At 61.1% G+C, this 23,706-nt stretch carries 15 protein-coding genes; 2 read left to right on the top strand and 13 right to left on the bottom strand.

What is annotated here, in order from left to right; all coding sequences use genetic code 11:
* Positions 1–2: 2 nt before the first annotated feature.
* The 8 genes from QRM57_RS13120 to QRM57_RS13085 form a co-directional block, all read right to left on the bottom strand.
* The gene (locus tag QRM57_RS13120) at positions 3–2,105 is read right to left on the bottom strand and encodes a DUF6541 family protein (RefSeq protein ID WP_284986937.1); all 2,103 of its coding nucleotides are present in this window, start codon (positions 2,103–2,105) and stop codon (positions 3–5) included.
* Positions 2,106–2,176: 71 nt separating this feature from the next.
* Complete coding sequence (locus QRM57_RS13115; RefSeq protein WP_284986936.1) at positions 2,177–2,908, bottom strand: ABC transporter ATP-binding protein; 732 nt, start codon at positions 2,906–2,908, stop codon at positions 2,177–2,179.
* Positions 2,909–3,766 (bottom strand): ABC transporter permease, encoded by an 858-nt coding sequence (locus QRM57_RS13110; RefSeq protein ID WP_284986935.1) that lies wholly within the window; start codon positions 3,764–3,766, stop codon positions 2,909–2,911.
* Between the two features lie 2 nt (positions 3,767–3,768).
* Complete coding sequence (locus QRM57_RS13105; protein ID WP_284986934.1) at positions 3,769–5,775, bottom strand: glycosyltransferase; 2,007 nt, start codon at positions 5,773–5,775, stop codon at positions 3,769–3,771.
* Positions 5,772–6,956: a UDP-galactopyranose mutase gene (gene glf / locus QRM57_RS13100; RefSeq protein ID WP_284986933.1), complete on the bottom strand. Its 1,185-nt coding sequence runs from the start codon at positions 6,954–6,956 to the stop codon at positions 5,772–5,774. The genes QRM57_RS13105 and glf overlap by 4 nt, the downstream gene beginning before the upstream one ends.
* Before the next feature lie 186 nt (positions 6,957–7,142).
* A complete protein-coding gene (locus QRM57_RS13095) occupies positions 7,143–8,129 on the bottom strand; it encodes a Gfo/Idh/MocA family protein (protein WP_284986932.1) in 987 nt (328 codons plus the stop codon).
* Positions 8,129–9,220 (bottom strand): DegT/DnrJ/EryC1/StrS family aminotransferase, encoded by a 1,092-nt coding sequence (locus tag QRM57_RS13090; RefSeq protein ID WP_235520596.1) that lies wholly within the window; start codon positions 9,218–9,220, stop codon positions 8,129–8,131. The genes QRM57_RS13095 and QRM57_RS13090 overlap by 1 nt, the downstream gene beginning before the upstream one ends.
* The gene (locus QRM57_RS13085; RefSeq protein WP_211714185.1) at positions 9,217–9,834 is read right to left on the bottom strand and encodes an acyltransferase; all 618 of its coding nucleotides are present in this window, start codon (positions 9,832–9,834) and stop codon (positions 9,217–9,219) included. Before QRM57_RS13085 ends, QRM57_RS13090 begins: the two co-directional genes overlap by 4 nt.
* A 169-nt stretch (positions 9,835–10,003) precedes the next feature.
* Here QRM57_RS13085 and QRM57_RS13080 point away from each other — a divergent pair, with 169 nt between their 5' ends.
* A complete protein-coding gene (locus QRM57_RS13080; protein ID WP_284986931.1) occupies positions 10,004–14,140 on the top strand; it encodes a type VII secretion EssC family protein in 4,137 nt (1,378 codons plus the stop codon).
* A gap of 25 nt (positions 14,141–14,165) precedes the next feature.
* Here QRM57_RS13080 and QRM57_RS13075 read toward each other — a convergent pair whose 3' ends face one another.
* Positions 14,166–14,666 carry a hypothetical protein gene (locus tag QRM57_RS13075; protein ID WP_374111519.1) on the bottom strand — a complete coding sequence of 167 codons (501 nt, stop codon included), beginning with the start codon at positions 14,664–14,666 and terminating at the stop codon, positions 14,166–14,168.
* 240 nt (positions 14,667–14,906) lie between these two features.
* On the opposite strand from QRM57_RS13075, the gene QRM57_RS13070 reads away from it, so the two are divergent.
* Positions 14,907–15,155, top strand: a complete 249-nt coding sequence (locus QRM57_RS13070; protein ID WP_003804966.1) for a WhiB family transcriptional regulator — start codon at positions 14,907–14,909, stop codon at positions 15,153–15,155.
* Positions 15,156–15,307: 152 nt separating this feature from the next.
* Here the strand turns inward: QRM57_RS13070 and QRM57_RS13065 are convergent, their stop codons facing one another.
* Genes QRM57_RS13065 through QRM57_RS13050 form a run of 4 tightly spaced genes read right to left on the bottom strand, consistent with a single transcriptional unit; the run spans position 15,308 to position 23,675 of the window.
* Positions 15,308–16,777: a sensor histidine kinase gene (locus QRM57_RS13065; RefSeq protein WP_257369195.1), complete on the bottom strand. Its 1,470-nt coding sequence runs from the start codon at positions 16,775–16,777 to the stop codon at positions 15,308–15,310.
* A gap of 32 nt (positions 16,778–16,809) precedes the next feature.
* A complete protein-coding gene (locus QRM57_RS13060; protein WP_284986930.1) occupies positions 16,810–21,666 on the bottom strand; it encodes an NAD-glutamate dehydrogenase in 4,857 nt (1,618 codons plus the stop codon).
* Positions 21,667–21,723: 57 nt separating this feature from the next.
* Positions 21,724–23,034, bottom strand: a complete 1,311-nt coding sequence (locus QRM57_RS13055; RefSeq protein WP_284986929.1) for a CpaE/TadZ family protein — start codon at positions 23,032–23,034, stop codon at positions 21,724–21,726.
* A complete protein-coding gene (locus tag QRM57_RS13050) occupies positions 23,031–23,675 on the bottom strand; it encodes a CpaB family protein (protein ID WP_284986928.1) in 645 nt (214 codons plus the stop codon). The genes QRM57_RS13055 and QRM57_RS13050 overlap by 4 nt, the downstream gene beginning before the upstream one ends.
* Positions 23,676–23,706: the final 31 nt, after the last annotated feature.

The following is a 23,706-nucleotide window of genomic DNA, read 5'->3' as shown; positions in this document are numbered from 1 at the left end:
GATCAGCAGATCCTTCCTAGCGGGGCAATGCCATCAGGCTTGGTGTTCTCAAGGATGCCGGAGACACCGTCGAGCTGAAGACGGTCCTTGGACGCGGCGTCGAAGGCTTGTTTACCACCGGGGAGCTGGCTCCAGTCGATCTGGTACAGAGCCGCGTTGCCTTCTCGCACCACGAGCTTAAGGTACGGGATGGAATCCGGCTGTGTCAGGCCCGGCTTGGGCTCATCCCACGCGCGGATCCGTCCATCGGCGATGTACACCCATTCGATGCCGAGCTCGGAAGCAGCGGCACGGGCGGCGTCGTCGGAGGCGAGGTCACCCAACTTCTGGAGGACCAGCAACTGCCGGTTGGTGGGAAGGATCTCAAAGTGGCGGATCATGGGCATACGGTTCCCGAGCGCATACATCCACACCGAACCGTCGCAGGAATCGTTCAGCACGGTGGCATCCTGCGGAACATAGCGGTCCATGCTGCTGAGCAGGTCCACCTCGGATTTGCTGAGCGTTGCACCGTCCACCTTGGTGTTGATGTTGATCCGCTCAGCGTTCTGTTTGAAGTATGGGATCGCAGCAATGCCACTGACCAAGAGCACAGCGGCCGCCACGGCAGCTGTCAGCACCATGCTGCCGCGGTGCGACGAGCCCACCTCCCGATTGGTGGAACGGGACGCACGAAGCCTTCCAATAAGCCAAGCCACTGCCTCCGCCACCTGGGCAACACCCAGGCCCGCAAGGGGTATGAGGAGCATGACGAGAATGCCGAAAATCCGCCACTGATCATCATAGAAAGGCGCCGTCAAGGACATGAAGCGCGGGTTGTTCGAACCCATGGTGTATACCGACAGGAAGGCAAATGCCAGAACGGGGCCGAAGTACCACCACATACGGATCCTGAAGACCAACGCAAGGCAGCCCAAGGCCACCATGGCCGTGAGGATGGGCATGGCCATGGAGCCATGATTCAGGAAAATGATGTTCTGGATGGCACCGTTGCGGTCCGTGTCGGCTGCCCAGACCTGCTTGGAAACCCTTTCGGATTCCTTCAACATCTGGGCGATGATGGGCAGTCCGAGGATGACGGCCAGCACACCCGAGACAGCCAAGTAGACGGTAATCCCAAGGATTCTTCCCTTGCGGCGTATCAGCGCCGAGAGCATCCAGAAAACCAGTACCGGCAAGACCACAAAGGCCAGGGAAGGGTGAACAGCAATCAGGCCCACTGCGCCGAAGGCGATTCCCGGAATCCAGAATTTCCGGCGGTCCACAGCACCTTTGACAGCAAGGTAAACAAAAGGGCCCACCAGCAACATCCCGGCAAAGAATGGAATCAGCGGACCACGCCAGAGCAAGTCGTAGGGGTACACCGTGAACCAACCCGACACGGCACCCGCGGCTGCCACTGCGAGGGGACGGCGGGTGACCACCATTGTCAGCGCCATGGTGCTCAGGGGCAACTGGACGCCCATCATCACCATGACAAAGACGTTCAGGAACACGGGGATACTGACACCGCTCATCGGCCAGAACAGCGACAGCACGGCGTGGAAGGCGATCGGATAACTCCGGATCGGGGCTTCGGCAATGTTGGTGTCGTAGTAGGCAAAGTTGCCTGCGATGCTGGGATCCCACTCGTGGTTGACCGAGATCAACCGGATCATGTTGGCGTGCCAGGGAATATCCCAGTCCTGGTTAATTCCCAGGAGGCCCTCAGTACCAACGGTCCAAGAGACCGCGGCGACGGCGCCACCTGCTACGAGACCGGCGGCAATGACCAACCACGTCCCCTTGAAGTGGTGCTTCCCAAAAATGCTCTTTGCGGGAGGACTATCGAACTTGTCCGGGAAACGCCGCTGGAGAGCCAGTCGGGCTACGAAAAGGAACGCGGACAGCAGTACTAGAACCAACACGACAGGCAGCAACTGCCAGCTCAAGCCTAAAGCGTTGCCCATGACCCCGATGACAGTCAGCACGCCCATTCCCAGCAACGGGGCCACGACGGGCAGCAAAATACGACGCACGCCCAGTGCCTCGCCCAGGAGCCAGCCTGGCCCCCACCACAAAACAACGATCAGGAGTACACACAACAGTAGCGGGCCGATACCCATCCCTACGATCGCCTTTCTAAGATGCTTTTACCAGCCATCCGTTGACAGACGACTCTTACAATTGATGTCGGTTAGTTGCGTTCCCGGAGCCAGGCCACAGCCTGGTCAGCAGGTCCCTCAAACTGCACCGTTCCCGAGGAAAGAACGACACCCCGGTCACAGATACGCGAGATCATATCGAGGTCATGGCTGACCACCACCAAGGTCCTCCCCTCATCGGAAAGTTGCTTGATCTTGGCCAAACACTTCTGCTGGAAGGGTTCGTCGCCCACGGCCAGGATCTCATCCACCAGGAAGATATCCGGCTGGGTATGGACCGCCACCGCGAAGGCAAGGCGAAGGAACATACCCGAGGAGTAAAACTTCACTTCGGTGTCGATGAACTGCTCAATCTCGGAGAAAGCTACGATGTCATCGAACTTGTCCTGGATCTCCTGCTCCGACATTCCCAGGATGGCAGCGTTGAGGTACACATTTTCCCGTCCCGACAAGTCTGGATGGAAGCCCGCGCCGACTTCGATCAGGCCTGCCACACGCCCTTTGGTGCGAACGGTCCCCTGGTCCGGCAGGATCACGCCGGATATCAATTTCAGCAGAGTCGATTTACCGGAGCCATTGAAGCCCAGAAGAGCGACGGTCTCCCCCGGCTGAATCTCGAAGCTGACGTCGTGCAGGGCATCGAACTTCCTGGTCAGGTCGCCCTTCCGGCCTTTAACGAGCCAGACCAGCGTCTCTTTCAGCGAGTGCGAGTGCCGTAGGTTGAAGGTTTTCTTCAACCCTTTGACGATTACTGCGGCGCCCATCTAAACCTCCTGCGCAAAGTGGCCCTCGAGCCTACGGAACACGAGCTGGCCGACGACCAGGAACAAGGCCGCCATACCCAAACCAACGAATCCCGTGATCAAAAGGTGGGGTGGTAGCTCCACGGGACGGTCCACGGTGGGATACCAGAACGCCCAGTGGAACAGTTCCACGGCGACCGTAATGGGGTTGAGTTGATACACGAAGAGGACCCACGGTGCCGCCAGACGGCGGATCATGGTCCAGTCATAAAGCACCGGCGAGGTCCAGGTAATGACCATCATCAGCATGTCAACGATGTTCTCGGCATCGCGGAAGAACACGTTGATCGCCCCAGCCAGCAGCCCCAGTCCAGTGGCCGTGACTGCAACGATAACGAAGCCCAAGAGGGCCCCGAAAAGCTGCATGACGTCAGGGTGCCAACCGCCCAGCAGGGCAGCGGCAAGCAGCACCACCAGTTGTGGCAGGAAGTGGACTGCGGCCACCCACACCGAAGCTACCGGGAAGAGCTCGCGGGGAAGATAAATCTTCTTGACCAATGCCGCGTTCGAGACAATCGAACGCGTGGCGTTGGAGAAGGCCTCCGTGAAGAAGTTGATGACAATAACGCCCGAGAACATGTAGAGCGCATAGTTGGGAATCTGGTCCCCGACACGCAGGACAATACCCAAAGCGAAGAACAAAACGACGTACTGGACCAATGGCTTCACGTAGGACCACGCCAAGCCAAGCACGGACCCCCGGTAGCGGACCCTAAGTTCCTTGCGGACGATCAACTTCAGGAGGTAACGGCGGCGGTAGACATCCAGAAGTCCGGCGCCTACCCCCGGAACAGCATAAGTATCTGTGGAGGTTGCCATCGCTACTTGCTGGTCTCCGACGCTTCAAAGGTTTCCCGCCAGGATTCCACCGACGTAATCTCCGGCAGGGCCTCACGGTACTGGGCCCTCAGAGTCTCCCAGTTTGAGAACAACTGTGCGTGAAGCTTGGCGGACTCAACCAACATCTGACGCGCCAGTTGGGGGTCACGCAGGTGCCACGAGGCGCCGGTTCCATCGGCATTGGAAACCACTGCGCTGTCCAAATGTGCCAGGCTCCACCACTTGCCGTCCTGATGCGCCACGTGCGCTTCAGGATTAACCTTGGCGGAATCGCGGACCGGGGCCAATGTCTGCTTGAGGACCGTTTTCACTGCCCAGGGAAGCAGGCCAAGAGCACCCGGCTGCTTGTAGGACTGGGGCTTCTTCGGGGGCCGCTTACGGAACACCTCCGGGAAGGCCGAAGGATCCGTCTTGATTTGTGAATCCTGGAACTCGTCGCGCATGGCGCGGAGCTTCGGCATAGTGGTCGCCAACTGCTGGTGCAGATTGCCGGGACCGGCCAGGACGTCGCGAAGCGCCATGATGCGGGCTTGCTCCGGGTAGTACTGCATGGACACCAAGTGCTTGACGTCAGCGTTCAGGCTTTCGCGCAGGATACGTCCGCCCTTGGGGAAGGGCGAATGCAGCAATGTGGCAATGAGCCTGTTGCGTTCGTGGTAGTAGGCCTGCCAGTCAACGGAGTCGTCCTTGTCAGCCCAGGAAACGTGCCACACTGCGGCACCCGGAAGCGTGACGGTCGGGAAGCCTGCCGCGCGGGCACGCAGGGAATACTCGGCGTCATCCCACTTGATGAAGACTGGAAGGGACAAACCGATGGTTTCCACCACGGTCTTGGGGATCAGGCACATCCACCACCCGTTGTAGTCCGCGTCCCAACGCCTGTGAAGCTGCGGGGTTGAACGGAGGCCGGCTGCGGAGAAGTCGTGGTTTCCGAGTCCCTCCACCGGGCCCCAGAGGAAACGGTAGAAGTTCACTACCTCTGAGTAGGCGTGGAGCACCGACTTGTTGTACATGTCAAACATGTGGCCGCCCACGATGGTGGGCTTCCGGCAGAGGTCAGCGAACGCAACTGCGCGCATGACGCCTTCTGTTTCGAGCTCGATATCGTCATCCAGCAGCATGACGTAATCGCTCTTGTCCGACACGAGCATCTCGTACATGTTGCGGGCGAACCCACCGGATCCGCCCAGGTTGCCCTGGTTGATGACGCGCAATTGATCGCCCATGGACTCGGCCACAGTATCAAAACCTGCTTCGTCGGCAACCTTCTTGTTGCCTTGGTCCACAATGATGAGCTCGGCAAGGATCTCTCGGAGACCTGCATCGGCATCAATGGATTTGATGGTCTCAAGGCAGTAGTCGGCGCGGTTGAACGTGGTGACGCCAAGCGTCACCTTGCCCTGCGGGCGGCCCTCATCGGGAACAGCCCAGTGGGCACTCTTCAAAGTCATGCCGTCACCGCCGGCGATCAGGTCAAACCAGTACCAGCCACCATCACCGAAGGGAGCAAGCGGCAACTCAAAATCGTTGCTCGACTCGCCTTCCACAAGGATCGAGTCCACCCGCTGCGCCGCCCCACGGGCATTGGAACGGTAGACAATGACGGTTCCCTCGCCCTCGGTGTCGAGGTGGAGGACGGTCTTGGTTGCAACCGTCCATTTGCGCCAGTAGCTGGCAGGGAAGGCGTTGAAATACGAGCCGAAAGACAGACGCTCGCCACGGCGAACCTGCACCGAGCCACGGTCCAGGATATCTTCCGGGTGCAGCTTGCGGGTCATGCCAACTGCCTGCACGACGGCGCTGCTGCCGCCGTCGTCCTTCTGCACCTTGCTGGTGTCCGGGTCGACATAGAGCGGAAGCGTATCCAAGTCCCGGTTCGCGGGGAACACAACGCGCTGGACGATACGCAGGCTCTCCTGCGTTGAGGCTTCCGAGGCATTTTCAGCCGTCATGGCAGTCTCCTGGCTTTCGTTGGTAGTAGCGGTCATGCGTCCACTCCTCCGCTTTCAAGCTTTGCGCCGCCCGTGAAGTGCGGCTTGATCTTGTTATCGAACATGGACAGTGCTGAGCCGATGGCCATATGCATGTCGAGGTACTTGTAGGTTCCGAGCCGGCCACCAAACAGGACCGACTTCTCGCCCCGGGCCAGGTCGCGGTAGGCCAGGAGCTTCTGGCGGTCGTCGGAGGTGTTCACCGGGTAGTACGGCTCGTCGCCCTTTTCCGCAAAGCGGGAGAATTCGCGCATGATGACGGTGGCATCCTTGGTGTAGTCCCGCTCCGGGTGGAAGTGCCGGAACTCATGGATGCGGGTGAAGGCGGCATCGGCGTCAGGGTAGTTCATGACAGCGCAACCCTGGAAGTCCTCGATCGGGAGCACTTCTTCTTCAAGGTCGATGGTGCGCCACGACAAGTCGCCTTCTGCGTAGTCAAAGTAGCGGTCAACAGGCCCGGTGTAGATAACCGGAACCTGGCCCAGGACCGAAGACCGGCCGTACTCGCCGTCGTCGAAGAAGTCCGCGTTCAGGATGACTTCAATGTTGGGGTGGTCCGCCATGCGTTCGATCCAGGCGGTGTAGCCGTCAACCGGGAGGCCCTCATACGTGTCGTTGAAGTACCGGTTGTCGTAGTTGTAGCGCACGGGAAGCCGGGAGATGATCTCGGCCGGCAGGTCCTTGGGATCCGTCTGCCACTGCTTGCCGGTGTAGTGCTTGATGAAAGCTTCATACAGGGGGCGGCCGATCAGCTGGATGCCCTTATCGTTCAGGTTCTGGGGATCCGTGCCCGCGAGTTCACCGGCCTGCTCTGCGATCAGCGCCTTCGCCTCCGAGGGGCTCAGCGCGGAACGGAAGAACTGGTTGATGGTGCCCAGGTTGATGGGCATCGGGTACACCTCACCCTTGTGGTTGGTGTAAACCTTGTGCTGGTAGCTGGTGAACTTCGTAAAGCGGTTCACGTACTCCCAGACGCGTTCGTTCGAAGTGTGGAAGAGGTGCGCGCCGTAGCGGTGAACCTCGATTCCAGTCTTCTCTTCGTTTTCGCTGTAGGCGTTTCCTCCAATATGGTGGCGGCGATCAAGAACCGCGACCTTCAGCCCCAACTCGGTAGCGGCGCGTTCTGCAATGGTCAGGCCAAAGAAACCCGAGCCGACGACGACGAGATCAGCGTTCACAAACTCTCCTGTGTATTGGCGTGCGGGCACAGAAATGCCCACGTCTACTGGTCAAGGCTACCCGACGTTCCGATTGTTCCCCGATTCGGGGGCCTGCCACGGAAGCCTTTCCCATGAGTCGAAAAAGCAAACGGGAGGCCTGGCACTGGGGCCAGCCTCCCGTCGATCCTTGCGTGAAGCTTGGTACTAGAGCGCGATCACGGAGCCTGAATCGGCCGATTCAAGTACAGCCTCAGCAACCCGGAGCGTCTCAAGGCCTTCGGCCATTGTGACAATGTTCATCGACTTTCCGAGGACGGCGTCCCGGAAAGCTTCGTGCTCCATCTTCAACGGCTCCCGCTTGGCCAACGCGAAACGCGTGGATGAACCCTCCGAGACACCACGGAACGCCGCGACAGAGTCCCAGTCCGTCTGGAACGTTCCGTTCTCGATGAATGTCAGGTCAGCAGAAATGGTATCGGCGATGTAAGCACCACGCTCACCCAGGACAACTGTGGTCCGCTCCTTCATGGGAGACAGCCAGTTCACGATGTGGTTGGTGACAACCCCACTCTTCAGATGGCCAATGGCGGTGACCATGTCCTCGTGCTCCCGTCCGCTCCTGGACGTGGTGTGCGCCATGACGTTGACGAAGTTGCTTTGCGCAAGCCATGCCGTGAGGTCGATGTCATGCGTGGCCAAATCCTTGACCACTCCGACATCGGCGATCCTTGCAGGGAACGGGCCCTGTCGGCGGGTACTGATCTGGTACACGTCTCCCAAATCGCCGTTCTCCAGTCGCTCCCGCAAGCTCTGCAGCGAAGGGTTGAAGCGCTCGATGTGCCCCACGGCGCCAATGAGTCCCTTGGCCTCAAACGCCTTGGCGATGCGTCGGCCAGACTCGGAATCGTTCGCGATGGGCTTTTCGACAAGGCAGTGCACACCGGCCTCGGCGAGCTTCAGTGCCACTTCCTCGTGAAGAACCGTTGGCACAGCAGCGACAGCCATGTCAATGCCCTGCTCAATGAGTTCATCCACGGAGCCACAGACGGTCAAGCCATCGGCAACATTGTGCGGGTCCCCGAAGGAATCCGCTACGGCCACCAGGTCCACGCCTTCGAGTTCACGGATGACGCGGGCGTGGTGGCGCCCCATCATTCCCAATCCGATGAGGCCTGCGCGGAGATTCGCCACTAGCTGCCTGCCTTTGCAACGGCGTTGACCGCGGCAACGATCCGGTCAAGGTCGTCCTGGCTCAACGACGGGTGAACCGGGAGCGAAAGCACGCTTGCCGCCGCTTCCTCGGTTACCGGCAGGTCATCGGAGGTCTGGAACGGAGCGAGCCGGTGGTTGGGGATGGGGTAATAGACGCCACAGCCCACGTTGTACTCCTCGCGGAGTGCCTTCGCGAAGCCGTCGCGGTCCTCTGCGATGCGGATGGTGTACTGGTGGTAGACGTGCTCGTAGCCGTCCGCAACCTTGGGAGTGACGACGCCCTCAATGTTGGCGTCGAAGAAGGCTGCATTTTCCTGGCGTGTCTTCGTCCAGGCTTCGACCTTGGTCAACTGCACGCGACCAATTGCAGCGTGGATATTGGTCATCCGGCAGTTGAAGCCGACCAGTTCGTTCTCGTACTGCCGTTCCATGCCCTGGTTACGCAGCAGCCGAAGCCGGCGCTCGACGTCGGCCAGGCCCGTGCTCACCATGCCGCCTTCGCCGGACGTCATGTTCTTGGTGGGGTAAAGGCTGAACATTGCGAAGTCGCCGAACGTACCGACCTTGCGTCCGTTGACGGCCGCGCCGTGGGCCTGTGCAGCGTCCTCGAAGACCTTGACGCCGTGCTTTGCCGCGAGTGCGCCAATGCCGTCAACATCGAAAGGGTGTCCGTAGAGGTGGACAGGCATGATGGCAGCCGTACGATCCGTGATCTTCGACTCGACGGAAGCGGGGTCCAGCGTGTAGTAGTCCGGGTCGACGTCGGCGAAGACCGGCGTTGCGCCGGTCAATGCAACGGAGTTCGCGGTGGCAGCAAAAGTGAAGGATGGAACGATGACTTCGTCCCCGGCACCGATACCGGCAGCCAGGAGGCCAAGGTGCAAACCGGAGGTGCCGGAGTTAACCGCCACCGCTGCCCTGCCGTCGAGGAGGACCTGCGAGAATTCCTGCTCGAAGGTTGCCACCTCCGACCCCTGGGCGAGCTGGCCGGAAGCCAGCACGGCGTCTACGGCCTTCCGCTCGTCTTCGCCAATGATGGGCTTTGCGGGGGGAATGAATTCGGGGCTCATGCCTCTACCTCTCGAAGAATCTCGTTCTGTTCAACATACGTTGCGCCGGTTTCGGGGCACACCCAGTTCTCTCCGCTGCGCTTCAGCGGGAATCCGGCCTTGCCAACCCAACCATGGCGCTTGGCCGGAACTCCGACCATCAACGCAAAGTCCGGGACGTCTTTGGCGACTACTGCTCCGGCAGCCACGGTGGCCCATCGTCCAATGGTCACCGGGGCGACGCACACGGCGCGGGCGCCAATGGACGCACCTTCGCGAATCGTGACGCCCACAGGTTCCCAGTCATGGGCACTCTTCTGGCTCCCATCCGGGCCAACGGCACGGGGGTAGGTGTCGTTCGTCAACACCACGGCCGGGCCGATGAAAACTCCGGCTTCCAGTTCCGCGGGCTCATAGACAAGTGCATAGTTTTGAACTTTGCAGTTGTCCCCCATCTTGACCCCGGTGCCAATGTAAGCACCCCGTCCTACGATGCAATTGACGCCAAGTTCGGCCTGCTCGCGGACTTGGGCCAGATGCCAAATCTTTGATCCATCACCAATTACAGCCTTGTCTGAAACATCGGCGCTCTCCGCAACCACTATCACCGGTGAAGGTCCTTCCTCATTGAGCACACGCGACAACGAAACTCATCTTAGCTGAGACACCATGCCACGGCGTCAAGTCACCGGCATGGGGAACAGGCTTGGCCCTGTTGTCCACATAGGCCATGAGGGGTCCTGAACTCCCATCGCCGAATCCCTATCGTCGGTGGTGAAGCAGTTTATTGCGAAAGGAAACACGATGCCCCTGGAGTGCACACTGGTCCGCAGCCCCGGTGCGGAGCGGAATGTCGAGCCCACTGAATTGTCCATCGCAGTGCCTGCCGGAACGTCCGGCGTCGACGTTCAATCCCTCATTGCTGAAACCCATGGCACTGCCCTTCTTACTGTTCAGGGACTGGAATTAACTGCTCTCACCGTGGGAATTCCCCCGTTGGTTTCCGGCGCCATCCTGGTGGACGGCCCTCCGCTGCAGCCCCAGACTCAGGAGGGCGGATCGGTCCCGTTGGTGCTTCTGGCCCACTCCGGCCCGGCCGCCGGCTCGGTTTTCCGGCTCCGGCGCGGGCGGTTCATGATCGGACGCGGCCAGGTCGATATCCAGATACCGGATTCGGCGATGTCACGGGAGCACGCTGTACTGGAGGTTAGCGGCACGGCAGTAGTGGTGAGCCAGATGGAAGGAGCTGCACCCCTGTACGTCTGCGGGAAGGCAACGCGGCGAAGCCCCATCAACTCGGAATCCTCGATCCGCTGCGGCAACTCGACTTTCAGCATCTCCCCTGACATAGGAGGAGCCTTATCGCAGTTATCTGCACTCGCTGGATGCTCGGTTGAAGAGCCCCTGGACGTGGTGCACGCATCACCCACAACCCGCCGCCTGCCCTTGGCGCTGGCAGCAGGACTGCCGCTGATAGCCGGCGTAGCACTGGTCGCTGTCACTGGCACATGGATGTATCTCGGATTTACTGCACTTTCCGCAGTCAGCCTGCTGGTCCCGCTACTCACTGGCCGAAAAGAGCGGAAGGACCGGGTTCAGGCCCTTTCCCGGGCAGTGCAGGAAGATATTGCCCGACGCCGGCGGTGCTCTCCCTCGGCCGCCGATATCGTCATGGCAAAGTACCGTCCACTCCTGGCCATGGGAGCGGACAGCCAGGAACTTCAGTACCCGGCTGGGCCTTGCCAGCCAGAGAAGAGTCCGACGACGGACGGGGAGCCGACGTCGGGCGACGGCACGTGGGTGCGGCTCGGCACCATTATGAATTCCGTGGCGAATGTTCGCATGGTGCCTCACGATCCCCGTTTCCAGCCGCCTGCCATCGGGACAGCCGCTGTGACCTTGGATCCGAAGATCCCCCTGGTGAGGCTTCGTGGACACCAGGACCATGTGGACGCCCTGCTCCGATTTGTGCTGATGCAGTTAGGCAGTTTCCAAGGCTCGTCCCAGACACCCATCATCCTGCTGGGACCGATCAGAAGACTGCCCTTGCCCGCCCGTTTCCTCAGCACCGTGACCCTGGCAGCCAATAACCTGACAGCCATCACTGCCCTTAACCGCCATGGCATTCCGCCTGGCAGGCTCTTTATCATCGATGATCCCGGCGGAAGCGGTACTGAATCCATAACATCGGTGCTGACAGCCGCACGCCGGGTTGGCTGGCAGGTCATCGACTGCTCCGGCTGGGCGCCGCAACTGCTGCCAACTGTTGAATTGGGGTCATCCGGGACCGCTGGCGTCCTTCGGGTGGAAGGCTCCCACCAGGACTTCATCCCCGACCTCATCCCCGTGGACGTCTTTGACGCTTTTTGCCGGTTCTTGGCGTCGGAGACATGGAACAAGAGGACCGGTGACGGCGACGACATTCCCGACAGCTGCTCGTTCACTGATCTGCATCAGGGCGGACCGCGCAGGCTGCTGCGACGCTGGGCCGACCCCCTAAGCCGAACCGGTCTTATTGCGGTGCTGGGCCAGGGCGGCGTTGGCCCCATGACCTTCGATTTCAAGATCGACGGCCCACACCTTCTGGTTGCCGGGACCACGGGCTCCGGGAAGTCGGAACTGCTGCGAACCTTGGTAGCGTCCATAGCCCTAAACCACTCCCCGGACTACGCAACGTTCTTGTTCATCGATTTCAAGGGTGGTTCGGGTTTGGCTCCGCTGGCGAGCCTCCCGCATTGCGTAGGGATGCTGACCGACCTCACCAAGCATCATCTCGACCGCGCACTCGTCTCACTCCGTGCCGAAATCAGCCGCCGGGAAGAGGCGCTTGCAGAGGCGCGCGTGTCAGACCTGAGTCAGTACCACCGTTCGGATCGGCAGTCCTCCCCCATACCGCACCTGCTTCTGGTCATTGATGAGTTCCGCATGCTCGTGGACCAAGCGCCCGGCGCTCTTCAAGAACTCATGCGCATTGCAGCCATCGGGCGTTCCTTGGGAATTCATTTGGTGATGGCAACGCAAAGACCCCAAGGAGCCCTCACCGCCGACATCCGGGCCAACGTCACCTCCAGCATTGCGCTGAGGGTGCAATCCGACGCAGAGTCTTTGGACATCATTAACAACAAGGCTGCGGCTTCCATTCACGTCGGGAGTCCGGGACGCGCGTTTCTGGCCAGGGCCTCAGGTGACGCCGAAGAATTCCAGACAGCATCACTGGACGTGCCTTCCGCAACGGCGTCTTCCGGACCCGGGTCCGCCTACGGGCAGGTCCTTGTCAAGCCCGCTACCCAGGCCATATTGCAACGCGCTGTCGCCGACGCCGGGCCCAATGAGCGCGATGAACAGGCGAGCGCAGGGACGGCCACCATAGCGTCCACTCTCCCTGAACTCTGGCAGGCCATGGGCGGGCTGCATCCGCGCTCTCCAATAGCCGACCCGCTGCCCGATTCCATAGCCTGGAACCACAGTCTCCCGGCCCCCGGATCGGCCCAAGGCGAGGACTCTACAACAGCCTCATCATGGCGCGTTGGACCCTTTGCACTCGTGGATGCGCCAGCCCAGCAAGTCGTCGAACCCTTGACGTGGATTCCGGCCCAACATGGACATCTGGCCATGATCGGCAGCACATCCAGCGGCGTGATGACCTCCTTCAGGGCAGTGGCCGCCATGCTGGCCACAGCCCATCCACAACCTCACCTCTACGTCCTTGACGCCATCGGGCTGTTGGAAGACGCGGCTCAAGAGCAACTCCTCGGGGGCCGTGCGGGGCTGCACCAATTGCCCCTCGCGGCGCGAATCGTCAAGCGCCTTGCAGGGGAGTTGGATGTTCGACGCGACCCCCGGAATGCCGCACGATCCGGCACTCCACTGGTACTGATCGTGACGGGGTGGTGCTCGTGGTCCAACGCCCTGCGGAACGGGATTTTTGGATGGGTAGAGGCGGCATTGCACGACATCGTCCGCGACGGCACTCCCCTCGGCATCTCTGTGCTGATCTCAGGTGAGAGAGAGCTCGTCAGTTCGCGCTTCTTCGCCGCAGTCCCCAATCGGGCGTACTTTCCCAGCGGGTCCACGGAGGAAGCGCGTTTCCATTGGCCGCGGCTTCCCGAGATCGAAGACGTCGCTGGTCGGGCTGTGGTCACCGGTAATTTCATTGACGGCCACTCCAACGTTGCACAGTTCCGGGAAGCTCCAGGGTCGGGCGCATGGCCCTTCAAGGACTTGGAGAATTCTGAACCGCCTTTTCGGATCAGGCCACTTCCTGACATGCTCAGCGCCGAGGAGTTCTTCCGGTGCCTGGAAGAAGTGCGGCAAAGTGCTGTCGTGCCCGAAGCCTGCACCACGGCTCCGCTCCCCCAGGGCTCGGACCAGTTTTCCCCAGATGGAGATGCACGAGCCCCCCTGTGGTTGGGTGTTGGGGGCGATGAAGCCATTCCCGTTGCCCTCCCTCTTCCGGAACGGGGCGTCAGCGCCATTTTGGGTGGGCGCTGCTCCGGCAAAAGCTCCGCGCTGGCCGGCCTCCGGCACCTTAACCCACTGGTGCCGTGGGTATACCCTGACGGAGCCGACGGTACAGGTTCGTTTTGGGCTTCCATCGCCGACCAGGCAGAAGCCGGCGCCTTGGATCCCAACAGCATCCTGCTGGTGGACGACGCGGACGCCATGAATGCCGAGGGCCGCCATGCGCTCACCGCGCTGACAGGTAAAGTCCGGGGAATCGTGCTTACAGCCACGACGGGACCGGCACTCGTGCATCACATGCCTCTGGCCGGCGACGTGCGGTCCTTTGGCGCCGGAGTGGTCTTGGCCCCGTCAACACCGCATGACGGTGAACTCTTTGGAGCAAGGCTCGACGATGTTGGCCCCGCGCGCCCAGGCAGGGGTTTCGTTATCCAGGGAAAAGAGGTGACTCCATATCAAGGAGCCCTGGCAGCCCATTGACGTCTGATGACGAGGACGGAGCGGCCTATAGTGCCGCTGACGTGCCGCCGGTGCGTGATGCGTAAGCGATGACGTCCTTTTGGAACAAGAACACTATCGCCGCGAGTGCGGGAATGATCATCGCCAAACCCGGCAGCACCAAACCGCCGGTCATGGTGGGGAAGCCGATGGTGAGGACGAACAACTGTGCCACCAACGCGGCCGCACGGGTCCACCGGTAACCCCGGAACAGGAAGTGGCCTACGGCAAACAGCCACGCAGAAAAAGCCAAGAGCAACCCCAGGGTAAAAATCGCACCCCAGAACGTCAGCACAGGCGCTCCCGTGAGCAGCTCGAATGCATACCAGGCAGCGGCGCCCAGGAGAGCCAGTGCTTCCAGTACGACAACCAAGGAGATGACTGCGACGCCGAGCGGTCGCGGAGTGCGTCCGGGTGCCCCGATCGTGCCGGGCGTCGAGACGGCGGGCCCGTCTTTTCCGTCGGGTTCGGGCGTGGATTGGCTGGGGTTAACTGGAGGTCTTGACACACTGGCACACTACCGGACATAGTCATCTAGCAGTGAGGGCACCGGCCGCTGATGTGATGCATCGCTCACGGATTCCGGGCATTTGGTCCGCTAACACCCCTTGTTTACAAGGCGTTAACATGAAACGCTTGACTCAGACGACCAAGGGGGCCCATGCGGGCCCCTTTCCTTTGGAGCCTCTCGTGAATGTTTTCACAAAAGGGACCCTACTAGTTCTCACGAATGGAGTGACTGATCAGCATGGATTGGCGTAATCGCGCAGCCTGCCTCGACAAGGACCCGGAGCTCTTCTTCCCAGTCGGCAATACCGGACCAGCACTTCTCCAGATAGAAGAAGCCAAAAGCGTTTGCCGTCGTTGCCCGGTAGTTGATACCTGCCTGCAGTGGGCCTTGGAATCCGGACAGGACGCCGGCGTCTGGGGCGGCATGAGCGAAGACGAGCGCCGTGCCCTCAAGCGCCGGGCAGCTCGCGCACGTCGCGCTTCCTAGGCATAGAACCCATCAAGAAGGCCGCGGACCCGAGGGTCCGCGGCCTTCTGTTTTAACGCGCTGTGACGCTTTCAGCCCAGCTGGGTTGCTACGTCTCCCGCAGGCCCGGGTTACTCGAGCCCTGGTTTACCCGGGTTGGTGCCCTCCGGGCCCTAGGACCGGGCAAGGTTCAGGACGATTTCGACGGCGGTCCCGCCGCCTTCACGCGGCCTCCACTGGATCGATCCCCCGAGCTCACTGGTCACCAGCGTGCGGACAATCTGAAGGCCCAGGCCCTCCGTGTACTGCCCGTCCGGCAATCCAACGCCATCATCTGCGATGGTGACCGTCAGGAATTCGTCGTTCCCGTCCCCGTCGGCCCTGTCCGCCAACAACCATACGGTTCCAGTCCGCCCCTCGAGCCCGTGCTCCACTGCATTGGTGACGAGTTCGTTGATGACCAAAGCCAACGGAGTGGCGAAGTCGCTGGGCAATTCGCCGAACAGCCCGGAACGTTCTGTGCGTACCTGCTGGGAGGGAGAGGCAACCTCGGCCGACAACCGGAACTGCCGTCCGATGAGCTCATCGAAGTCGACGCTCTGCGTCAAACCCTGCGAAAGTGTCTCGTGAACCAGTGCAATGGTGGCTACGCGCCGCATGGCCTGTTCCAGACCCTGCTTGGCTTCGTCACTGACCATACGGCGGGACTGCATGCGCAGCAGCGCAGCCACAGTCTGCAGGTTGTTCTTCACCCGGTGGTGTATCTCCCGGATGGTGGCATCCTTGGTAACGAGTTCCATCTCCCGCCGACGAAGCTCGGAAACGTCACGGCAGAGAACGAGGGCCCCGAATCGATGCTGCTCGTCGCGCAAGGGAATGGCCCGAAGAGACAGGCTCACGCCCCGGGACTCGATTTCACTGCGCCAGGGCATCCTGCCCGTAACCACCAATGGCAGGGTTTCGTCCACCATGCGGCGATCTTTCAGCAGACCGGCAGTCACTTCGGCGAGCGAGCGTCCCTCCAGCGATTCGACTTCGCCGAGACGGCGGAAGGCGGACACTCCGTTGGGACTGGCATACTGCACGACTCCGTCGGCATCGAGACGGATAAGCCCGTCACCAACACGGGGCGCCCCTCGGCGGGATCCCGTCGGTGAGGCAAAGTCGGGCCATAACCCGAGCGTTCCCATCCGTAGGAGGTCGTACGCGCACTGGCGATAGGTCAGTTCCAGCCGGGACGGCATCCGCGAACTGGACAGGTCCATGTGCGAAGTGACAACGGCCAGTGTGCGGCCGTTGCGCACCATGGGAACTGCTTCCACGCGCAAAGCCATCTCGCTGCTCCAGCTGGTTTCACTGGATCGTTCGATCGATCGGCTGTTCCACGCCTTGTCCACCAATGGGCGGAGGTCGGAGCGGATGCCCTCACCCACGAAGTCCGCATGGAACACCGTATGCGATGTCGACGGACGTACGTGGGCGAGGGCGATATAGCCGAGCTCCGGGTGCGGGAACCACAACGCAAGGTCCGCGAAAGCCAGGTCGGCGACCATCTGCCAGTCACCGACGAGGAGGTGCAGCCATTCGGCATCTCCAGGCCCGAAATCAGCGTGTTCCCTGATGGGGTCTGTAAAGATTGCCACTGCACCTCCATTTGCGACGCCGGGACTTGCTCCTAGCGTCGAACGATTGACCTCAAGAGCCTTAATGCTACCGACAGTGACGCCATGTCGTCGGCTTCGAGTGCGTTGACCTCATCGAACATGGTCTTGGCCCGGCCGAGCTGCTCGGCATTCTGCCCCTCCCATGCCCTCAGGCGATCCTCCGCCGAGGTGCCGGACTCAGTCGACTCAAGTACCGACGTCGTCATGTCTGCCACCGTCGAATAAAGGTCATCCCTGAGTGCAGCGCGGGCCAACGCCTGCCAGCGGTCGTCACGTGGGAGCGAACTGATTCGCTCCAGCAGTGAATCGACGTGGAAGCGGTTGAACACCGTGTAGTAGACGTGGGCGACGTCCTCGACCGTGTCGTTTCCGGTCCGGGCGATCCGGGCAATATCCAGAAGGGCATAGCTCTCAAACAGCTCCGCCCACCTGTGTGCCAGATGATCCGGCAGTTCCCAACCGCGTGCCTTCTCCAACCAGCCGGTGATGCGGACCTTATCCTCGCCCCGCAAGTAGTCCAGCAGCTTTGCACGCAGCGGAGCCAGCATCGGCTTGAACGATTCCACGACCTCGGAAATCGGCTGGGACGCCATGCCTTGACCCAACACCCACCGCACTGCGCGGTCGAGCAACCTGCGGATGTCCAGGTGTACTTCGCTCCAGTGTTCTGTAGGGAAGGACGCCGGAAGCGCATTCAGTTCATCGACCATGGGGTCGAGGTCGTAGATTTCACGCAGGGCGACGAAAGCCTTGGCGACTGCGACTTCATTTGCCGACGTCTCTTCCATGGCCCGGAACGCGAAGGTGATGCCGCCCAGGTTGATGATGTCATTGGCGACCACAGTGGCGATGATTTCGCGCCGCAGCGGATGGGTGTCCAATTCGGCGTCGAACTTCTCGCGCAATTGCTTGGGGAAGTAGTTGCGGATGGTGTCCGCGAACCACGGATCATCGGCAAGGTTGCTGTCGCGGAGGGCTGCGCCGAGCTCGATCTTCGCGTAGGCCGCCAGGACAGCCAGTTCCGGAGACGTCAGGCCCTGGCCCTGTTCCAACCTCGCACGCAGGGTGTCGGTAGTCGGCAGCGCTTCAAGGTCCCGCTTGAGGTCTGCGGACTTCTCCAGCCAATCCATCAGGCGCTCGTAGCTCGGGCTCCAATCGGCAACCCGGGTCCTGTCGTTGAGGAGCAGGATGTTCTGGTCGATGTTGTCCTGCAGGACCAGCCGTCCCACTTCATCGGTCATATCGGCCAGGAACGATGCCCTGTCCGCGGCTTCCAGCTTGCCTGCCGCGACCATCCTGTCAACGAAGATTTTGATGTTGACCTCGTGGTCGGAGCAGTCCACGCCGGCCGAGTTGTCGATCGCATCCGTATTAAGGATGACCCCCTGCAGGGCAGCCTCGATGCGTCCACGCTGGGTCAGACCCAGGTTTCCACCCTCGCCCACCACCTTGACCCGCAGGTCGCGGCCATCGACGCGAATGGCATCGTTTGCCTTGTCCCCCACCGCGGCATGCGTCTCGGTACTGGCCTTGACGTAGGTACCGATGCCGCCATTGTAGAGAAGGTCGGCCGGCGCCAGCAGGATCGCGCGGAGGAGTTCCGGCGGGCTGAGCTGGGTTGTGCCGTCGGGCAGTCCCAGCGCCTTGCGGACCTGGTCCGAGACCGGAATGGTCTTTGCCTGGCGCGCGTACACGCCACCGCCTTCGCTGATGACGGAGCGGTCATAGTCATCCCAGGAAGACCTGGGCAATTCGAACAGCCGCTGCCTTTCGGCGAAGGACGCCGCCGCATCGGGAGTCGGATCCAGGAAGATGTGGCGGTGGTCAAAGGCTGCCAGCAGTCTGATGTGCCGGGAAAGCAGCATGCCATTGCCAAAGACATCGCCTGACATGTCGCCCACGCCGACAACCGTGAATTCTTCGGATTGGGTGTCGAGATCCAACTCGCTGAAGTGCCTCTTGACGGATTCCCAGGCTCCGCGTGCCGTGATGCCCATGGCCTTGTGGTCGTAGCCGACCGAACCGCCGGAGGCAAAGGCGTCGCCGAGCCAGAACCCGTATTCGGCAGCCAGCCCGTTGGCGGTATCCGAGAACGTTGCAGTGCCCTTGTCAGCTGCCACCACCAAGTAGGAGTCGTCGCCGTCATGCCGGACAACGTCCGACGGCGGCACCAGCCTCTCGCCGTCCGCTGAGGTGACGAGGTTGTCAGTGATGTCCAGCAATCCCCGGATAAAGGTCTTGTAGCTTTCGATTCCTTCGGCCATCCAGGCGGCCCGGTCGACGGCAGGGTTAGGAAGCTTTTTGGCAAAGAAGCCGCCCTTGGCTCCAGTGGGAACGATCACGGCGTTCTTTACCGTCTGGGCCTTAACAAGGCCCAGGATCTCAGTGCGGAAATCCTCCCGCCGATCCGACCAGCGAAGACCACCTCTGGCCACCTTTCCAAAGCGGAGGTGCACACCTTCCACCCTCGGGGAGTAAACCCAGATCTCGAACATGGGGCGCGGGAAAGGTAGCCCATCAATCGAGGTCGGATCCAGCTTGAAGCTGACGTAGTCCTTGTTTTGGAAGTAGTTGGTCCGCAGCGTCGACTCGATAAGGTTCACGAAAGTCCGCAGGACGCGGTCGGCATCCAAGGTGGCTACTTGCTCAATGGATTCCGCGAGTGCATCCCGGGCAGCAGCCTGTCGGTCAGCCCGGAGGTCCTCGGGAACCGCGGGATCGAAGCGCGCCGAGAACAGTTCGTTGAGGCCTCGGGCAACGTCCGGGTTCCCGAGGAGTGTGTCAGCTATGAAACCGAAGGAGTTGGTGTTGCCCATTTGCCGCATGTACTTGGCGTACGCGCGCAGCACCACAACCTGCCGCCAGTGCATACCTTCACGGAGGACCAATTTGTCGAAGTTGTCCGACTCCACAGCCCCGGTCACCGCTGCCCCAAACGAATCGCCCAGCAGGTCACCCGTGGTCAGGGGATCAACCCCGGCAGGGTACTTAAGACCAAGGTCGTAGAGGAAGAAGTCCCGGTTGTCTGCGGTTTCAATCTCAAAGGGGCGCTCGTCGAGGACTTCGAGGCCGAGGTTATGGAAGTAGGGAAGGATCTGGCTAAGGCTCTTGGGTTCCATCAGGTAGAGCTTGACGCGTGCGTCCTCTTCCAACACCTCACCCGCGCCCTCCGGAAGGTATACATGCACCCCCGGCTTGACCTGCTGGGTGGATGCCCCCGCCCTTTCCGCTTCGGCACCGTACTTCTCGAATCGCTCGATATCTTCCAGGGCATCTTCGACTTCGTAATCCACGCGGTAACCGGCCGGGAATGCCTCAGCCCACAGAGCCGACAGGACATCGGCTTCTGCTGTTGGACGGTTCTCCCGCAGGACTTCTGCGATACCTTCGCTCCACGACCTCGATGCCCGCATCAGGCGATGTTCGAGCTCTTCTACATTAACCTCGGCAAGCTCCGCGGCCCGGGGCAACCGGATCCTGAAGAAGACACGGGCCAAAGCCGACTCGGTAATCCGGGCCTCGTAGTCAATACTCTCGGCTTGGAAGGTCTCACGGAGTTCCTGCTCGATCCGGAGCCGGACGCTGGTGGTGTAGCGATCGCGGGGCAAGTAGACCACGGCTGACATGAATCGACCGTAAATGTCGGGCCTAAGGAACAGCTTGGTGCGCCGGCGTTCCTGCAGACGCTGGATACCCGTGGCCGTGGCAGCCAGGTCAGCTACCTCGATCTGGAACAGCTCATCGCGGGGATACGTCTCGAGGATGCCGAGCAGGTCCTTGCCCGAGTGGGAGTCGATCGGGAATCCGGCGTTACGCAGGACTGCATCCACTTTGTCCCGCACAATCGGTATGCTGCGCACGGATCCGGTGTAGGCACTGGTCGCGAAAAGCCCGATGAAGCGCCGTTCACCGTTGACATTGCCCAGCGCATCAAAGCTTTTGACACCGATGTAGTCGAGGTAAGCAGGCCGGTGCACGGTAGAGCGCGAGTTGGCCTTGGTAATGACCAGGGCGCGCTTCTCCCTGGCACGCTTTCGCCCGGCATCAGTCAGGTGCTGGACCTGGCGGGTGGAGTCTCCGGCACGGAGCAAGCCGAGGCCGCTGTCTTCCCGCAGTTGCAGGACGTCTTCGCCGTCTTCATTGACGAGGTCGTACTCCCGGTACCCCAGGAAAGTGAAGTTTCCGTTATCCAACCATCGCAGGAGGTCTTGGGCCTGCCGTAGTTCGGCAACCTGTTCCGGGTGGGAGACGCCTCCCAGCGCTTCAGCCAGTTCGAGTGCCTTGCTGCGCATTTTCGGCCAGTCTTCGACGGCTGCCCTGACGTCGCCCAGCACGCGTTGCAGGCCGGCGACGAGCTCTTCGCGGACTTCATCGCTCACGCGGTCGATCTCGACAGCAATCCACGATTCCATGTGTGACGCGTTGTCACCGTCACCGAGGAGATGAGCCACGCTTGGCAGTGCTGCTGTATCACCGCTGGAGATACCCACATTGGACGGCACCCTGGAGATCTTGGCCAGTTCCCCGGACGTCCGATCGCGCGACACCACGAACAGAGGGTGCATTACGAGTCGGATGGCGCAGTTCTGGCGAACGAGCTCAGCATTGACCGAGTCAACGAGGAAGGGCATGTCGTCGGTGACGATGTAGACGACGCTTCGGTCGGATTCGGCGGAGACTTCCACCACGGCATTGCCCGGTCGGCGGGACTGGGCAACAGTCCTGTGATGGGAAGCCCGCGACATCAACAGCTCAGGCGAGTATGCGCGGGAATCCTCCTCTGCGAGATGCTCATAGTAGTCACCGAAGAACCCTTCACGGACAACTGCTGCATCGGACCGATCCTCCACGCTGGATCCTGACGACATCGACAAACGCCTCCATCACAAGTTGATTGCTGCGACTCTGCAGCCCACATGGTGAGCCTATCGCTTATAAAAGCGAAGGGCTCTGGTTGATCGACCCAAAGAATTGCGTTTTTGCTGGCCAGGCGCACAAACGAGTTGGGCTAGGGCATGACGGAGTGGTGAGTCCGGGGCAGCTTCGAGCAAGACCGCACCAGTCAGCAGGGCCAACTCGCAGGCAGCAGGATCCGAGGGAAGGTACGCGTCGATGGCCCGGCCGGGTCCGAACCGTTCCCACGCCTCTTCCAGTTGCCGCCTGGGCGAATGGCCCACGGTGGATTGCTTGACCTTGTTCAGCACCACACGGGGCAGTGCCTGCGGAACGACTGATGCAAGATCAGCCAAGCCGCGAATCAGGCGCGGTATCCCAATGGGATCCGCCGCTCCAACAGCAAGCACCAGGTCAGCCATCTCCAGGCTGCGGAGGGTTGCCGCGTTGCGCCTCGGAGTCATGGTGTCAAAGGTGAGTTCCTCATCCGACTCAAGACAGAATCCCGTGTCCACGACCACAAATTCCGCCGCGTGACGGGCCAGCTCAAGAACCGTGGAAAGCGCCGCTGCCCTGAGCTCAGTCCAACGGTCCGCACGCGTGGTTCCGGTGAGAACGCGGAAAGCGCCTCCTTTGGTAAATACGAAGGAAGCCGCTGACTCCAAAGCCCTGTCATCGAGCAAGCCCTGATCAGCCAGCCTGCACGCCTGCGCCAGACCTGCCGACTCTTCCAGCAGGCCAAGAACCGCTGAAACGCTGGCACCATAGCTGTCAGCATCGACCAGGATCACTGATTTGCCGTCTGCGGCGAGTTCCGCCGCGATGTTGACCGCTACCAGGGTCCTGCCGGGTGCACCTGTCGGACCCCAGACGGCGATAATCTCACCTTTTCCGCGCGCCCCTTCCTCCACATCTGCCGGCGCCGGCACCCCGGTCAATTCAGCGGCCGGATCCGAGAATGCGCTGCCGTATCCGGAATGGGCTCCAGCAATTGACGCAACACGTCCTACTGCTTCAGAGATATGGTCGGCGAGGGCGGACGGATTGATGCCGGGTGCGGCGGCGACAACGCCGATTGACTGGAGTCGTCGGGATTCCTCGGGATCGTCAGTGAGGGCTACTACCGAGACCCCCACGGCACCAAGGCGGTCAACGAGGGTTGCGGTCAGCTCCCGGCAGCCTTCGGCAACGACGGCGGCCATAGCCAGCCCGCTTTGGCATGCGGCAATCAGTTCTGCAAGCTCGGAGCAACGCCGGACAACCGTTACCGGTCCGTGCAGGCGCTCAAGCCCACCCACGACGTCCTCTTCAGCTGTGCCAACGGTTACGACGGGAATACTCACCGGGCCAAGCCCGCCGGGTTCCACACAACGGACACCTTGGCATCATTGGCCTGCGCACCCAACAGCTTGGGCATTTGTTCATCGGTCACCAGCACCAGTACAACTTTTGTCTTCGAAGCCCCCAAGGTAGTGGCACCTTCCGACACCTGTGCGATTTCCGCGCCCGGCAACAACAATTCAGGTTCTTCGAATGACCTGTCGGTTCCGGGCATCGCAACCCACACATCCACCCGCGCCCCAGGTACGGCCTGCTCGGGCAGTTCTTCATCCACCGATATGGCAACCGGCTTACGATTCAGGAGGTCGGCCGTACCCAGGCTGCCCTGCGGAATCAATTGATTCTTCGCTACCCTCTGTACAGCGACCTTGTCGGAAGGTAAGCCGCTTTCGACGGTAACGTAGTTCGATTCGATGGCATCCAAACGCACGTTGACGATGGAAAAGTCTGCTTCGGTAATCCGCTGGCCAACTGCGATATCCTCCCGGGCGGCATATACCTGAGTCGTCTTGTCGGCCGCGCCCACGAGCGCGACAACGCCGGCAATGGACAGGAGTACCAGAAGAATCCCGACAAGCAGTCGAGGGTCCTTCCACGAGGGCTTCCTCAAGCGCGCGGCCGCCGCCACTGCATTTGGACCCATTTTCCAGCTCCCCCTACGAGTTTGGGCATGT

This window comes from Arthrobacter sp. fls2-241-R2A-172 (genome assembly GCF_030208885.1).
GTDB lineage: Bacteria > Actinomycetota > Actinomycetes > Actinomycetales > Micrococcaceae > Arthrobacter.
This window is presented reverse-complemented; position numbering and strand designations above follow the sequence as displayed.

Coding starts and splice junctions, on each gene's coding strand:
- QRM57_RS13050 (WP_284986928.1), bottom strand. CDS start 23,675: ATGGGTCCAAATGCAGTGGCGGCGGCCGCGCGCTTGAGGAAGCCCTCG.
- QRM57_RS13080 (WP_284986931.1), top strand. CDS start 10,004: ATGCCCCTGGAGTGCACACTGGTCCGCAGCCCCGGTGCGGAGCGGAAT.
- QRM57_RS13105 (WP_284986934.1), bottom strand. CDS start 5,775: ATGACCGCTACTACCAACGAAAGCCAGGAGACTGCCATGACGGCTGAA.
- QRM57_RS13120 (WP_284986937.1), bottom strand. CDS start 2,105: ATGGGTATCGGCCCGCTACTGTTGTGTGTACTCCTGATCGTTGTTTTG.
- QRM57_RS13060 (WP_284986930.1), bottom strand. CDS start 21,666: ATGTCGTCAGGATCCAGCGTGGAGGATCGGTCCGATGCAGCAGTTGTC.
- QRM57_RS13110 (WP_284986935.1), bottom strand. CDS start 3,766: ATGGCAACCTCCACAGATACTTATGCTGTTCCGGGGGTAGGCGCCGGA.
- QRM57_RS13115 (WP_284986936.1), bottom strand. CDS start 2,908: ATGGGCGCCGCAGTAATCGTCAAAGGGTTGAAGAAAACCTTCAACCTA.
- QRM57_RS13090 (WP_235520596.1), bottom strand. CDS start 9,220: ATGAGCCCCGAATTCATTCCCCCCGCAAAGCCCATCATTGGCGAAGAC.
- QRM57_RS13070 (WP_003804966.1), top strand. CDS start 14,907: ATGGATTGGCGTAATCGCGCAGCCTGCCTCGACAAGGACCCGGAGCTC.